Origin of the sequence: Selenomonas sp. oral taxon 136, assembly GCF_001554015.1 — a bacterium.
In the GTDB taxonomy this organism is placed as follows: domain Bacteria; phylum Bacillota; class Negativicutes; order Selenomonadales; family Selenomonadaceae; genus Centipeda; species Centipeda felix.
This window is the reverse complement of sequence record NZ_CP014239.1, coordinates 1,403,532-1,417,978: the sequence shown is the minus strand read 5'-3', so window position 1 is coordinate 1,417,978 and position 14,447 is coordinate 1,403,532. Positions and strand designations below refer to the sequence as shown.

Here is a 14,447-nt window from a genome sequence, read left to right as displayed (position 1 = left end):
TCATCGCGCTGCAGGAGGCGTACCGTCCCCCGCTCCGCGTAGAGAATGCCCTTCTCCCGTAGGCGGTCGGTGCTCGTATTCTTCGCACGCGCGAGCACATCCACATCGCCGAACTTCACCTTCGCGGAATGCGTACTGCGTATAGAGGGCCACACAGAAAATCGTATCCCGATCGAGTTCTCCCTCCTGCTCGAAGAAGTATTGATACCACTCTTGATTGATGAGCTGGAGGGCCGTGCGCACCGTCATCGGCATACCGTCTGCCTCAAGCACCTCGCGATAGCGCGAGTAGACCGCCATGCCGGGACCGATGGCACTCTGCGCAATATCCACGGGTACGATATTGCTCTCTTGGAGGTTCACAAGGGCGGGCTTTAGCTCACGCTTGAGCGCCGTGAGGAAGTCACGCCGGGTAGCGACCGGTGCATCGGCGGGACGCTTGCGACAGACAAGGACGATGGAGGAGGCGAGAGCGTTTGCATCGCGTCCAATCATCCGATTGGAAAGCTCCGTCCGTATCGGTCATGTGCCCGTGATACAGAATCCCGCTCGGATGATCGCTGAGAGCATCGTCTCCCAGCCCATGGAGGCAGTCGCATCCTGCGTGTCTGTATCGCGCTGCTTGAACGCATAGTAAATCGTAACGGGAATATCGTCAACGGCAGCTGCATACATCCGTTTGCATGCGTTCACCATGCCATCCTCGAAAAACATTTTCGCCTTCTCGGTACTCCCCCCGAATCGGTACGGCGTTGCAACGAGTTCCTCCGCCTTCGGAACGAGCATCGTCCGAAACAGCGCGGGATAGATGTCTTTGAGACTCTGGCGCATCCATACATAAATAAAATCCGAGAGATCCGCATAGGCAATATTATCATAGTAGGGCGGGTCGGTCGAAATCATAATGTTTTCGAGACCACAGTCCGACTGGGCATCACACTGGGCAGCCACGCTTTTTTCGTTTTCCGTTTGAAATCGCTCTATGACTGTTATAATTGAGCGCAAGCTGACCATATACCCGCCAGCGGCTTCACCAAATACATTGTTTTCAGCAAAATCCCACATCATAGGAATCGCCTGTCGCCCGAACAAATTTCGTACCTGTGTTTTCGTTGTCTCCCATCGGCATAGTACGTTGTTAATGTCTGTCATACGGCTAACACCAAACGCCAAATACACCGACAATGCCTGTGCATATTCCATACTTCCGCCGTCAGCTTCAACTTGCGCACGCGCCTCGGCAACAAGCTCGCTAAACGTCGTGAGGGCTAGGAGCTGACGATTCGTAAAGAGTTTGTCGACCGTATCCAGACCATAGTTCGTACACCAAATATTGCGGGGGTCATTTGCCAAGGACTGGACAGGAACATCCGTCGGCTTGTGAACCGTTGCGGCATTTGTCTGCACCTCATCAGCGGGCAGATACGTTCGTCCATTCACCCCCTCGCAACAATCCCCATCAAATCCGCGCCCATGCGCTCCGCTGTTGCCTCTATCTTGATATACTCGGGCGTTGCCATCTCCCCACAGCAAAGGCAGCGAAACTTCGCGCCGCGCCCCATCTTCGGCGGCTCTGGTGGGCCCTTTCCCTGCCTTACCTAATAGCGAATATGTGTTCTCTCGATAATCGGCTGAACGTATGCCTCTTTTCCCTTTTTCTTCGACAGCTCAAAGCTGCTCGCGAGCGGCATTGCGCAAGCACACGCAGAATTCGGACATTTCACAGTCCTTGTCCAGAGCCATGTGATAACGGTATGCTCCACGCCATCGGCATCCTTGACCTTCGGATAGAGGTGTCCAATCCTCTCAAACGCCCGCTGCTTCATCCACTCGCCGTAGTAGCGTACGTCCTCGGCGAGGCCACGCGTGCCCGACCAGTCGTCCTCCGTGAGCGACGACAGCTATATCACCTCGCGCGTCGTGCGCACGGCGAAGGCAAAATCCTCCTCGTCATCGTCCTCCTCGGGCGGCGGCAGCCACGGCGACACGGGCGGGAAGTATTGAGTGGCTTTATAAATGTGCCTGCTGATCTATCGGTGATGCCTTAAGTCACAGACGCCCCCTACCATGCGTGCCCGTTTTGTTCTATAATAGAACGCATCTCATTCGGCAGGGGGCATTTTGTGTGGCAACAACAAAGGTAAGGACCTATAACTATCTGATCTCGTGCGGGCATCTGTGCTCGGACATCAATCAGGGCGCGCTCGCGGCGGTGCTGCCGTTCCTGATCGCGGCCTATCACTACGACTATGCGACGGCGGCGACGCTCGTGCTGTTCTCAAATCTCGTCGGCTCGGTGGTGCAGCCGATCTTCGGGCAGCTCGCCGATCGACACAATCGCCCGTGGCTGATTCCGCTCGGGCTCCTCCTCGCCGGCGGCGGCATGGCACTCACGGGTGTGGTGACGACGTTCCCCGCTCTGTGCGCAGCAGTCGCGGTGAGCGGGACGGGCGCGGCGATGTTCCACCCGCAGGCGGCGCGGCTCGTGCATCACGCCACGGCGGAGGGCGAGCGCGCGAAGAATATCAGCATCTTTTCTTTTGGCGGCAATCTCGGCTTTGCCCTCGGTCCTGTGGTCATGACCGCCGCCGTGACAACGTTCGGCCTCGTGGGAACGCTCGTCTTTCTCATCCCCGAGGTCATCATCTGCGCCGTCTTCCGCCATCATCTGCGTGGGCTCTACGAGCTGAACGTTGCACCGCAGGCGGCGGAGGAAAAGGCACGTCCGCAGGGCGTCGATCAGTGGAGCTCGTTCCTGCGTCTGACCGCCATTGTCTTCGGGCGTTCGATCATTTTCTTCGGCATCAATACCTTTCTCGCGCTGTACTGGATTCAGGCGCTCGGACAGACGGAGGCGATGGGCAACGCCGTGCTGAGCGTCTACTATGCAATCGGCGCGGCGTGCACGCTGCTCGGCGGGCGGCTCGCCGACCGCTATGGCTATCACCGCATGATCCGCATCGGAGCAGTGATTCTGCCGCCGTGCATCTTCCTCTTTACGCAGGTACACTCCCTCGTGCTCGCCGCCCTGCTCCTCCTGCCGATTGCGGCGTCGCTCAGTCTCATCTACAGCCCGATGGTGGTGCTCGGTCAGCAGTACCTCCCGAACCGCGTGGGGCTCGCCTCAGGCGTGACGCTCGGGCTCGCGGTCAGTGTCGGCGGCGTCTTTACGCCCGTGCTCGGCCATATCGCAGATGGACAGGGACTCACGACAGCACTCCTCACCGTCGCCGCCATCGCCCTCATCCCCGCTGTGTTCGCCTTCCTCCTGCCGCCTGTGAAAAGGGGCGCATCCGCATGACCTACACGACACACTATTCCTCGCCGCTCGGCAAAATTATCCTCGTGAGCAACGGTACGGCACTGACGGAGTTGGACTTCGCCGAAGGAGTCCCCGAGGTATCTGCTGTGCACACACAAAAAGACCTCCCCGTATTTAGAGAGGTCTGTCGTTGGCTCGATGTGTACTTCGCGGGGCGTGATCCCGGTGCTCTGCCGCCGCTTGCGCCGCACGGCACAGCATTTCAGCAGGCGGTCTGGAAGGTCCTGCGCGGGATTCCCTACGGCACGACGACGACGTATGGCAGGATCGCCGCGCGCATCGCTGCCGCACGCGGCGGTCGGATGTCGGCACAGGCCGTCGGCGGCGCGGTCGGACGCAACCCGATCTCCATCATCATCCCCTGCCACCGCGTCATCGGTGCAGACGGCAGTCTGACGGGCTACGCGGGTGGACTGGACAAAAAGGAGTATCTGCTGCGGCTTGAGGGGGTTCTATAGCGTTTCCCCGAGCGGCTTCACGACGCACTTACTTCACGGCTTCTCCGCCTCTCTCTGTTCACGTGACGCCTTCGCCTGCTGGGCAATCGCGTCACAGACACAGCCGCCCGTGGGAATAGTGACGCCGCGCTTGCGCGCCTTGTGCGCCTCGTAGCGGCGTTTGCCCTCCTCGAAGGCGGCACGCGCCTCCTCGGTCTTGAGCTCGAGCGGCGGCACGGTCTTCGGGCGTGCATTGCGGTCGAGCGCAACCATGGTAAAGTACGCCGAGAGTCCGAGCTGCGGATCGCTGCCCTCATCGAGATCCTCGACGATGACGTTGACGGAGATCTCCATCGAGCTGTGTCCGACGTAGACGATATCTGCCGTCACGACGACGAGGTCGCCGATGCGGATCGGCAGGTGAAACTCGAGCTCATCGACGCGCGCCGTGACGACGTTCGAGCGCGCATAGCGCCGCGCCGCCGCGTATGCTGCCGAGTCCATCAGCTTCATGATCTCACCGCCGTGGACATTCCCGTTCGGGTTGGCCTGACTCGGCATCATGACCTCGCTGATGACGATGCGGCTGTCCTTCATTTTGCATTCACTCATATTCTGTTCCATCCCTTCCATAAATTACGTAGATCAAAGTGATTTTATCATATTTAACTGAAAAAATCCGTCACATGGGCAACAAAAGATGACCGGCAAAATCCTCCTTGACACCTGCGGCTCCATCGGTGGTATAATCGCCATAGGAATGGATTGGAACACAGGAAAAGGGGGATTTCTTTGTATCTGGAAAACATCACGTCGCCTGCCGACATCAAGGGGTATACGGCAGAGCAGCGCAGGGCGCTCGCACAGGAGATGCGCGAGGCACTCCTAAAGCGCGCGAGCATTCACGGCGGGCACTTCGGCCCCGACTTTGGCGCAGTCGAGGCGATCATCGCCCTGCACACAGTGTTCGACTCGCCGACGGACAAGATCGTCTACGACGTGTCGCATCAGTCCTACCCGCATAAGATGCTGACGGGGCGCGTCGAGGCGTATCTCGTGGAAAAGGAGTACGATGAGGTCTCGGGCTATACGAATCCCGAGGAGAGCCCGCACGATTTCTTCAACGTCGGACATACGTCCACCTCGATCAGCCTCGCGACGGGTCTCGCCAAGGCGCGTGACCTCGCGGGACGCCACGAGAACATCATTGCCTTCATCGGCGACGGCTCGATGTCGGGCGGTGAGGCACTCGAGGGGCTGAACGTCGCGGGCGAGATGCAGACGAACTTCATCATCGTCTTTAACGACAATGATCAGTCCATCGCCGAGAACCACGGCGGCATGTATAAGGAATTCCGCCGCCTGCGCGAGACGAACGGCACGGCGGAGAATAACCTCTTTCGCGCGATGGGCCTCGACTACCGCTACGTCGCCGACGGCAACGACTGCGAGGCACTGATTGATGCGTTCCGTGCGGTAAAGGACAGCCAAACGCCCGTCGTCGTCCACATCCATACGCAGAAGGGCAAGGGCTACAAATTCGCCGAGGAAGACCATGAGACGTGGCACTACCGTATGCCTTTTGACATTGAGACGGGCGCACTGAAGCAGCCGTACACCGATCCCTTCCTCGCGGCGACGGTGGACTTCGTCAAGGCAGAGGCACAGAGGAATCCGAACTTTGTCTTCCTCGCGGCGGGCACGATGGGCGGCATCGGGCTCACGCCCGCCGACCGCGCGGCGCTCGGCGCGCAGTACGTCGACGTGGGCATCGCAGAGGAGCAGGCCGTCGCGATGGCATCGGGGCTCGCGCGCGGCGGCGCGCGCCCCATCTTCGGTACGTACAGCACGTTCTTCCAGCGCGTCTACGATCAGATGGCGCAGGACGTCGCGGTCAACAACAACCCCGCCGTTTTCCTCACCGTCGGAGCATCCATGTACTACATGAACGACGTGACGCATCTCGGCTTCTTCGACATCCCGCTCTTCGCGAATATCCCGAACCTCGTCTTTCTCGCGCCCGCAGGTATCGAGGAGTATCTCGCGGTGCTGCGCTGGGCGCTCGCGCAGACGGCGCATCCCGTCATGATCCGCGTGCCCGTCATGGGCTATGAGACGTCGCCCTACCCCGTGCGCACGGACTACAGCGCACTCAATCGCTATCAGGTCGTCACGGAGGGCGCGGAGGTCGCCATCATCGGTACCGGCAACTTCGCACAGATGGCGAGTGACGCGGCCGCCGAGCTCGCGAAGGACGGCGTGCACGCGACGGTCATCAACCCGATCTTCCTCTCGGGGCTCGATACGGAGCTGCTCGACAGGCTGAAGGCGAAACACCGCCTCATCCTCACCCTCGAGGACGGCACGCTCGAGGGCGGCTTCGGGCAGAAGATCGCCGCATACTACGGCATGGACGAGCACATCCGCGTGCGCTGCTACGGGCTCTCGAAGGAATTCCACGACCGCTACAATCCCGAGGAACTGGCGCGGGAGCATCATCTCACCGCCGAGCAGATCGTGGCGGATACACTGCGCACGCTGAAGAAAAAATGAGTGCCGCTCAGACGAACCATTGACAGCAGTCAGCAGGCTTCACCGGATCAATCATCCGCCAAAATTATCCCGCGCTCACAGCGGTGAGAGTTATTGAAAAGCCCCTTCATTTATAGTATAATATCCATACTATTGGTTCACGTGTGCCCCCACATCGGTGCGGCACAGGGGATATGGTCATCTATCTATTCGGATGGGAGAGGTTTTATATGACGCAGGAGACAGTAACCATCGAGAACAAGACGGGCATTCACGCGCGTCCCGCATCGGTATTCGTCCAGACGGCGACGAAGTTCAAGTCCAAGATCCAGATCGAGGCAAAGGGCAAGAAGGTCGATGCCAAGAGCATTCTCATGCTGATGAGCATGGGGCTCGTGCAGGGCACGCAGATGAATATCATCGCCGAGGGTGAGGATGAGGCAGATGCCGTGAAGGCTCTTGCCGATCTCGTCAACTCGAAGTTCGGCGAGGAGTAAAATCATACGGAGGACGCCCGAGGGTACATATTCCTCGCGGCGTTTTTTCATCAGTCACCACAGAAAAATTTTCACTGTGCAGATTCCCATGGGGAAAGGGGATTGTTATGGCAGAAACCATCCGTGGAAAAGGCGTCATCTCCGGCATCGCTGTCGGACAGGTCCTGCTCGCTGGGCAGAACCTTGACGGCTACCTTGCCGCCTATAAACCAGGTACGGTGGACGAGGAGCAGGCAAAGGCGAATGAGGCAATCTCCGCCGTCACTGAGGTGCTGCTCTCAACCATCGACCGTCTGCGCAAAGAGGAGCAGACGGAGCAGGCCGCCATTCTCGAGGCGCACCGCATGATGGTGCAGGACCCCATGATGGCGGAGAACATCGCCGCCAAGATCGCGGCGACGGGCAGCGCACCGCAGGGCATCCTCGACGCGGCGAACGAGCAGGCACAGCTCTTTGAGCAGATGGAGGACGAGTACTTCGCCGCGCGCGCGGTCGATCTGCGCGACGTGGGCAAGCGCATCGCGAAATACGTCCTCGGCGTCAAGGAGCCGGAGATCGGCTCCAGTCAGGTCATCCTCGTCGGCGAGGAGATCGAGCCGTCCGTCGTCGCAGGCATGCCCACCGAGCAGATCGCGGGCGTCATCCTCGGCTCGGGCAGCGCGACGAGCCACGTCGTCATCATCGCAAAGGCACGCGCCATCCCGACCGTCCTCGGCATCGGCGACAAGATCGACCTCATCCATGACGGCGACGAGGTCATCCTCGACGGCAGCCGCGGCGACATCGTCATCCGCCCGACGGAGGAGGAGCGCTCCCTCTACGAGACGAAGATCGAGGAGCAGAAAAAACTCGCGGCGCACTACGCCGCGCTCAAGGATCTCCCCGCCGTCACAAAGGACGGCGTGCGCGTCGAGCTGACGGCAAACATCGGCACGCACATGGACGTGGACAACGCACTGACCTACGGTGCGGAGGGCGTCGGGCTGTTCCGCTCCGAGTTCATCTTCATGGGCTCGACAACGATCCCGACGGAGGAGGATCAGTTCAAGGCATACCGCGCTGCGGTCGAGAAATGCGGCGGCAACATCTGCGTCATACGCACGATGGACATCGGCGGCGACAAGCCCCTGCCCTATCTCAACATCGACCCGGAGGAGAACCCATTCCTCGGCTATCGCGCCCTGCGCATCAGCCTCGACCGGCACGACCTCTTCCTCCCGCAGATCAAGGCGATCCTGCGCGCCGGCCTCTACGGCAAGGCGGCGATGATGGTGCCGATGGTCATCAGCGTCAGCGAGATCCAGCGCGTGCAGAAGCTCGTCGAGCAGGCCAAGGTCGAGCTCGCCCACGAGGGTAAGGAGTACTCCGACGACGTACAGGTCGGCATCATGGTCGAGACCCCTGCCGCCGCTGTCGTCTCCTCACTCCTCGCACCGTACGTGGACTTCTTCAGCATCGGAACGAATGATCTCATTCAGTACACCCTCGCGGTCGACCGCGGCAACGCGCAGATCGCCCATCTCTACAACCCGTTCAATCCCGCCGTCCTGCGTCTCATCAAGCGCACAATCGAGAGTGCGCGCGAAGCGGGCATCTGGGCGGGCATGTGCGGCGAGATGGCAAGCGACCCGTACGCTGCCGTCCTCCTCCTCGGCATGGGCATCTCGGAGCTCTCCATGAGCGCGCCGTCCATTCCGCGCGTCAAGGAGATGATCCGCTCCGTCACCATGGAACAGGCAAAGCAGCTCCTCGACGATGTGATGAAGATGGAGCACGGCGTCGATATCCGCGCCTACATGCACAAGACGCTCGAGGCATCGGACGCCAGCGCGAAGATCTGAAGAATCGCTGATCCGTGATTCTCTGAAAAATCTATGCAGAGTAGCTGCGGTGTGGAATCATACGCCACACCGCAGTTTTTGTTTGGAGGACATAATGACCCTATCCATCGACAGCACCGCCTGTGTCTCCTGCGGCATGTGCGCGGAGCGGCTGCCCGACCTCTTCGTGATCGATCGCACGCTGCGCTGCGCCCGCCTCCTGCGTCAGCCCGACCTGATGGAGGAGGACGATGCCCTCGAGGCGGCGGAGGACTGCCCGACGGGGGCGATAGTTTTTTGTACGAAAGCCGTCTCTTTGTGATAAAATAAGAATATCATTTTGTGTCAGGAACAAAGGGGGATATATCATGACAGAGGTAACGAAATCACCGTTCGGCACGATGCCGGATGGGCGCGCGATCGAGCTCTATACACTGCGGAACGCACGCGGAACGACCGTCGCCGTCACGACCTACGGGGCACGGCTCGTCTCGTTTGCACGCGAGGTGAACGGCACGCCGATCGACATCGTCCTCGGCTATCGGAGCGGCGCGGACTACCTGCGCGACACAACGTCGATGGGCGGCGTTGTCGGACGACACGCCAACCGCATTGCGGACGGACGCGTCACGATCGGCGGGCATACCTACCAGCTCGAGCAGAACTCGGGCTCGCACAAGCAGAACCACATCCACGGCGGAACGCACGGCCTGCACTACCATCTCTGGACGGCGGAGCCCGTCACGGACGGCGTGGCGCTCACGGCGATCAGCCCCGACGGCGAGGGCGGCTACCCCGGCAACCTCGAGGCGACCGCGACCTACCGCCTCACCGACGACGACGCGCTCATCCTCTCCTACCGCGCTGTGAGCGACGCGGACACCGTCTGCAACCTCACGAACCACGCCTACTTCAACCTCGACGGCACAACCGCCCCCTCCGTCATGGAGCACACGGCGGAGATCTTCGCCGATAACTTTACGTGGGCGGACGCCGAGTCCCTGCCCGACGGGCGCATCCTCCCCGTCGCGGGCACGCCGATGGACTTCACCGCGCCGCATCGCATCGGCGAGCGCATCGACGCGGACTACGACGAGCTCCGCATGGCCGGCGGCTACGACCACAACTGGGTGCTGCGCGGCGATCCCGCCCCCGCGCCCTATGCCCATCTCAAAAAGGCGGCGCGCGTCACGAGCGCGCAGACAGGGCTCGCCCTCGACTGCTGGACGACCCAGCCCGGACTGCAGTTCTACACGGCAAATGCCCTCGGCAAATCGCCGCTTGTCGGTAAGGGCGGCGCCCCCTACACACGGCGCAGTGCATTCTGCCTTGAGACACAGTTCTTCCCGAACGCATTCGCGAATCCGCATTTCCCACAGCCCATCCTGCGCGAGGGCGAGGTCTGGACGTCAGAGACCGTCTACCGCCTGACTGAGATCTGAGCGGACAACTTCATCGTGAGACTGCTGCGCACCTTCTGCGCAGCAGTTTTTTATCCGCATTCATAGAAATCCTTTATGCTGCACGAGGTTTTTTCAATCATTTATTTATACAAAATTGCTAGACTTTTACATACGGGGGCGGTAGAATAGGAGCAAGAGTTGTGCTTTCGTCACAAAAGTTAAGGGAGGATTGTAAATGAACATTCACGAGTACCAATCCAAGCAGGTTCTGCGCGAATTTGGCGTTAATGTCCCGAACGGACTGCCGGCGTTTACCGTCGATGAGGCGGTCGCGAATGCGGAGAAGCTCAGCACCCCCGTCATCGTCGTCAAGGCGCAGATCCACGCAGGCGGACGCGGCAAGGCAGGCGGCGTCAAGATCGCGAAGAACAAGGACGAGGTCCGCGCCTACGCGCAGGAGCTCCTCGGCAAGACACTCGTCACCCACCAGACGGGCCCCGAGGGCAAGGTCGTGAACCGCCTCCTCATCGAGGAGGGCTCAAAGATCAAAAAGGAATACTACCTCTCCTTCGTCGTTGACCGCCAGACGGCGAGCATCGTTATGATGGGCTCCGAGGAGGGCGGCGTGGAGATCGAGAAGGTCGCCGCCGAGTCCCCCGAGAAAATCATCAAGGAGTATATCGACCCCGTCATCGGGCTTGCTCCGTTCCAGGCGACGCGCATGGCGTACGCCATCAACATCCCCGGCCCCGCCGTCCGCAAGGCAGCGGCGCTCATGCAGGGACTCTACGCCGCATTCATCGGCAAGGACTGCTCGCAGGTCGAGATCAACCCGCTCGTCGTCACCGAGGACGACGATGTGATCGCACTCGACGCGAAGCTCAACTTTGACGACAGCGCCCTCTTCCGTCACCCCGACATCGCGGAGCTGCGCGACGAGACCGAGGAGGATCCGAAGGAGCGCGAGGCGGCGGCCGCAGGGCTCAACTATGTCAACCTCGGCGGCGACGTCGCGTGCATGGTCAACGGTGCAGGCCTCGCCATGGCAACCGTCGACATCATCAAGCACTACGGCGGCGAGCCCGCGAACTTCCTCGATGTCGGCGGCGACTCCGAGCCCGAGAAGATCGCCAAAGCATTCAGCATCATGCTTGAGGGCGGTCAGGCAAAGGGCATCTTCGTCAACATCTTCGGCGGCATCAACCGCTGTGACAACATCGCCAACGGCATCATCGAGGCGGCAAAGATCATCTCGAAGGACGGGAAATCCCTCCCGGTTCCCGTTGTCGTCCGCCTCGAGGGCACGAAGGTCGAGGAGGGACGCGAGCTCCTCAAGAACACACCGATCGGCAACGTATTCCCCGCACCCACGATGGAGGGCGGTGCAGAGCAGATCGTGAAACTCGTCGCACAGGCGAAGGCGTGAGAAAGGGAGGTATACGATATGTCAGTCATGATCGATAAGGACACCAAAGTCATCGTCCAGGGCATCACGGGCAAGGCAGCAATGTTCCATACGCAACAGATGCTCGCCTACGGCACGAAGATCGTCGCAGGCGTCACCCCCGGCAAGGCAGGCCAGGAGGTTCACGGCGTCCCCGTCTTCAACACCGTCGCCGACGCCGTCAAGGCAACGGGCGCAACGGCATCCGTCATCTACGTCCCCGCACGCTTTGCGGCGGACTCCATCCTCGAGGCGGTTGACGCAAAGCTCGACCTCGTCGTCTGCATCACCGAGCACATCCCCGTGCTCGACATGGTGAAAGTACGCCGCTATATGCAGGGCAAAAAGACCCGTCTCGTCGGGCCGAACTGCCCCGGCCTCCTCACCGCCCAGCAGTCGAAGCTCGGCATCACACCGGGCACCGTCAGCAAGCCCGGCCACGTCGGCCTCATCTCACGCTCCGGCACCCTCACCTACGAGGCGGCCTTCCAGCTCACGAACGCGGGCATCGGCCAGACGACCACCGTCGGCATCGGCGGCGACCCCGTCAAGGGCACAGACTTCATCGACGCGCTCCAGCTCTTTAAGGACGACCCCGACACCTACGCCGTCCTCATCATCGGTGAGATCGGCGGCACGGCCGAGGAGGACGCGGCAAAGTGGATCAAGGAGAACATGCCGAACAAGCCCGTCTCCGCCTTCATCGCAGGGCGTCAGGCGCCTCCGGGCAAGCGCATGGGCCACGCCGGCGCCATCATCTCCGGCGGCAAGGGCACGGCGGCGGATAAGGTCGCAGCGCTCAACGCGGCAGGCATTCCCGTCGCGGACACCGTCGCCCACATCGGCGAGACCATGGTCAAGCTCCTCAAGGAGAAAGGTCTCTACGACAAGTGCCACACCTGCTAAAAGGCAATAAAAAGTAAAACACGGTCGGATGAAGAAATCTATCTTCGTCCGACCGCATTTTTATGTGTGAAACGTCTGATCAATATCCCGCCCGCCATAGATCACACGGAGCACTGTCACTACTGCACCTTCGGTATCCACGGTGTAGAACACCTCAAATCGGTAAACAATTGTTAAGGAACAATGCGTCACCTTACAGCTCCTCCGCGCGCGCAATCCGCTGCAGGAAAGTCTGCGCGAGTTCTTTCGCGCGGTAAAACACCTCCACAGGCAGAACGAGCAGCACGTAGTCGTCCGTACCAATGTCCATCCCCGCGAGCAGCGTATCCGTCCACTGCGCATTAATTTCTTTGCTCCACGCCGGGACACCGTATTCCGCGCTGAGCGCCGCAGGAAGGGCGATCGTCCGTCCCGCTGTCAGCTCATACAGCGCGGCGAAAAATTCCTCCTTCGCAGTTTTTGTGTCCAGCATGACGGCCCGCCCGCAGGAGACCAGTTCCTCCGCAAGCTCATACCATGCGTCATTCCACGCATCGCTCTCCTCGGTGCACTTCGGCGGCTTCACCCGTCGGCAGAATGTCTGCGCATCATCGCCGAGCAGCAGCTCTGCCACTGCCGTGAACGCTTCCTTTTTCTCCGCACTGCCCGTCTCGTGCATGTCCACATACGCGTCGGCGGGCGGAAGTACCGCATGCTTCACGAAAGACCGCATCATCACAGCGGCATCATCACTGCTGAGATCGGTGATCCCATACGTTTTTCCATCCATCACGAGCATCAGATTCACCCGACCGCGCTGCCGCCCATGCATTGCCTTCATACACGTACAGCCCTGTATCGCGTGCGGCGGATACAGCTCCACGTACATATTGACACCGTCCCGCATCGCCCCAAGCTGCTTTTCGATGGCGACAATGTGAAATCCAGTCCTATTGTATATGCTGTTTTTCAGCCGCCATGTCTCGTAGGTATGAAAGACTTTTTCCTGCATCCAATCATAAAGACTCATGGCGTATCTTCTTATTCCATACACACATCTGCTGAATATTCTATCATATTCACCGCATCGGCTCAATTCGCCGCTTTCTGTTTTTTGATAAAAAATATCATCTTCGTTGTGTTTCTGCTTGTGCAGCAAAACAAACAAGGAGGAATCTGTTATGAACCAGCAGCAGCTCACCCGCATGGAGCACGACAAGGGCTTTGTCGCCGCACTCGATCAGAGCGGCGGCTCGACGCCAAAGGCTCTGAAGGCATACGGCATCGACGAGAGCGCCTACCAGGGTGACGAGGAGATGTTTACGCGCGTTCACGAGATGCGCACGCGCATCATCAAGAGCCCCGCATTCGACAAGAGCAAAATTCTTGCCGCCATCCTCTTTGAGAACACAATGGACCGCAAGATCGACGGCCTCTACACCGCCGACTATCTCTGGGAGAAAAAGGGCATCATCCCCATCCTGAAGGTCGACAAGGGGCTTGCGCCCGAGGTGGACGGCGTCCAACTCATGAAGCCCATCCCTGACCTCAGCACACTCCTTGACCGCGCGAACGCACGCCACATTTTCGGCACGAAGATGCGCTCTGTCATCAAGGAGGCAAACCCTGACAGCATCCGTGCCATCATCGACCAACAGTTTACGTTTGGCAAGGAGATCATCGCAAAGGGCCTCGTCCCCATCCTCGAGCCAGAGGTCGATATCCACTGCCCCGACAAGGCGATGGCAGAGGAGATCATGTGCGGCGTCATCAAGGAGAACCTCGCCAAGCTCCCTGCCGATGCAAAACTCATGTTCAAGTTCACCATCCCCAGTGTCGATAATCTCTACGCCGAGATTATGAAGAACCCGCATGTCGTTCGCGTCGTCGCCCTCAGCGGAGGCTACTCCCAGAGCGATGCGAACGAGAAACTCGCACGCAACCACGGCCTCATCGCCAGCTTCTCCCGCGCCCTCGCGCAGGACTTGCGTGCCAGCCAAAGCGACGCGGAGTTTGACGCCGTGCTGGAAAAGGCCGTCGACAGCATCTACATGGCGTCCATTACCTGATGCACGGTTGTCCGTACTGTCCTTCTCCCTATATTCTC

At 60.0% G+C, this 14,447-nt stretch carries 17 protein-coding genes; 11 read left to right on the top strand and 6 right to left on the bottom strand.

Annotated elements, in window-relative coordinates; translation table 11 throughout:
• The 4 genes from AXE86_RS12900 to AXE86_RS12890 are packed head-to-tail and all read right to left on the bottom strand — an operon-like array spanning position 1 to position 1,826.
• Positions 1-495 (bottom strand): hypothetical protein, encoded by a 495-nt coding sequence (locus AXE86_RS12900; RefSeq protein ID WP_061945831.1) that lies wholly within the window; start codon positions 493-495, stop codon positions 1-3.
• A gap of 27 nt (positions 496-522) precedes the next feature.
• Complete coding sequence (locus tag AXE86_RS12895; RefSeq protein ID WP_198145247.1) at positions 523-1,440, bottom strand: DUF1156 domain-containing protein; 918 nt, start codon at positions 1,438-1,440, stop codon at positions 523-525.
• Positions 1,437-1,562, bottom strand: coding sequence for a hypothetical protein (locus tag AXE86_RS13490; RefSeq protein WP_257721066.1), 126 nt, complete (start codon positions 1,560-1,562; stop codon positions 1,437-1,439). Before AXE86_RS13490 ends, AXE86_RS12895 begins: the two co-directional genes overlap by 4 nt.
• A 36-nt stretch (positions 1,563-1,598) precedes the next feature.
• Complete coding sequence (locus tag AXE86_RS12890) at positions 1,599-1,826, bottom strand: hypothetical protein (RefSeq protein ID WP_061945827.1); 228 nt, start codon at positions 1,824-1,826, stop codon at positions 1,599-1,601.
• A 40-nt stretch (positions 1,827-1,866) separates the two neighbouring features.
• Here AXE86_RS12890 and AXE86_RS12740 point away from each other — a divergent pair, with 40 nt between their 5' ends.
• From AXE86_RS12740 to AXE86_RS06830, 3 genes are all read left to right on the top strand, one after another.
• Positions 1,867-2,004, top strand: a complete 138-nt coding sequence (locus AXE86_RS12740) for a hypothetical protein (RefSeq protein ID WP_157064429.1) — start codon at positions 1,867-1,869, stop codon at positions 2,002-2,004.
• 121 nt (positions 2,005-2,125) lie between these two features.
• On the top strand, positions 2,126-3,301 hold the full coding sequence (locus tag AXE86_RS06835) for an MFS transporter (protein ID WP_071884707.1): 1,176 nt from the start codon (positions 2,126-2,128) through the stop codon (positions 3,299-3,301).
• A complete protein-coding gene (locus AXE86_RS06830; protein ID WP_061945823.1) occupies positions 3,298-3,780 on the top strand; it encodes a methylated-DNA--[protein]-cysteine S-methyltransferase in 483 nt (160 codons plus the stop codon). Before AXE86_RS06835 ends, AXE86_RS06830 begins: the two co-directional genes overlap by 4 nt.
• Positions 3,781-3,813: 33 nt before the next feature.
• Here AXE86_RS06830 and AXE86_RS06825 read toward each other — a convergent pair whose 3' ends face one another.
• A complete protein-coding gene (locus tag AXE86_RS06825) occupies positions 3,814-4,371 on the bottom strand; it encodes an acyl-CoA thioesterase (protein ID WP_061946965.1) in 558 nt (185 codons plus the stop codon).
• Between the two features lie 180 nt (positions 4,372-4,551).
• Here AXE86_RS06825 and AXE86_RS06820 point away from each other — a divergent pair, with 180 nt between their 5' ends.
• The 7 genes from AXE86_RS06820 (at position 4,552) to sucD (ending at position 12,361) form a co-directional block, all read left to right on the top strand.
• Entirely contained in the window at positions 4,552-6,312 is a 1,761-nt protein-coding gene (locus tag AXE86_RS06820) for a 1-deoxy-D-xylulose-5-phosphate synthase (RefSeq protein WP_061945821.1), read from the top strand.
• A 209-nt stretch (positions 6,313-6,521) separates the two neighbouring features.
• Positions 6,522-6,788 carry an HPr family phosphocarrier protein gene (locus AXE86_RS06815; protein ID WP_039981290.1) on the top strand — a complete coding sequence of 89 codons (267 nt, stop codon included), beginning with the start codon at positions 6,522-6,524 and terminating at the stop codon, positions 6,786-6,788.
• 107 nt (positions 6,789-6,895) lie between these two features.
• On the top strand, positions 6,896-8,629 hold the full coding sequence (gene ptsP / locus AXE86_RS06810) for a phosphoenolpyruvate--protein phosphotransferase (protein ID WP_061945819.1): 1,734 nt from the start codon (positions 6,896-6,898) through the stop codon (positions 8,627-8,629).
• 94 nt (positions 8,630-8,723) lie between these two features.
• Complete coding sequence (locus AXE86_RS06805) at positions 8,724-8,930, top strand: ferredoxin (RefSeq protein WP_061945818.1); 207 nt, start codon at positions 8,724-8,726, stop codon at positions 8,928-8,930.
• A 46-nt stretch (positions 8,931-8,976) separates the two neighbouring features.
• Positions 8,977-10,050 carry an aldose epimerase family protein gene (locus AXE86_RS06800; protein ID WP_061945816.1) on the top strand — a complete coding sequence of 358 codons (1,074 nt, stop codon included), beginning with the start codon at positions 8,977-8,979 and terminating at the stop codon, positions 10,048-10,050.
• A 196-nt stretch (positions 10,051-10,246) separates the two neighbouring features.
• On the top strand, positions 10,247-11,437 hold the full coding sequence (gene sucC, locus AXE86_RS06795; RefSeq protein WP_061945814.1) for an ADP-forming succinate--CoA ligase subunit beta: 1,191 nt from the start codon (positions 10,247-10,249) through the stop codon (positions 11,435-11,437).
• A gap of 18 nt (positions 11,438-11,455) precedes the next feature.
• A complete protein-coding gene (sucD, locus tag AXE86_RS06790; protein WP_061945812.1) occupies positions 11,456-12,361 on the top strand; it encodes a succinate--CoA ligase subunit alpha in 906 nt (301 codons plus the stop codon).
• A gap of 193 nt (positions 12,362-12,554) precedes the next feature.
• Here sucD and AXE86_RS06785 read toward each other — a convergent pair whose 3' ends face one another.
• Positions 12,555-13,370, bottom strand: coding sequence for a DUF6630 family protein (locus AXE86_RS06785; RefSeq protein ID WP_071884706.1), 816 nt, complete (start codon positions 13,368-13,370; stop codon positions 12,555-12,557).
• Positions 13,371-13,521: 151 nt separating this feature from the next.
• Here AXE86_RS06785 and AXE86_RS06780 point away from each other — a divergent pair, with 151 nt between their 5' ends.
• Positions 13,522-14,409: a fructose bisphosphate aldolase gene (locus AXE86_RS06780; RefSeq protein ID WP_061945810.1), complete on the top strand. Its 888-nt coding sequence runs from the start codon at positions 13,522-13,524 to the stop codon at positions 14,407-14,409.
• The last annotated feature ends 38 nt before the right edge of the window (positions 14,410-14,447 follow it).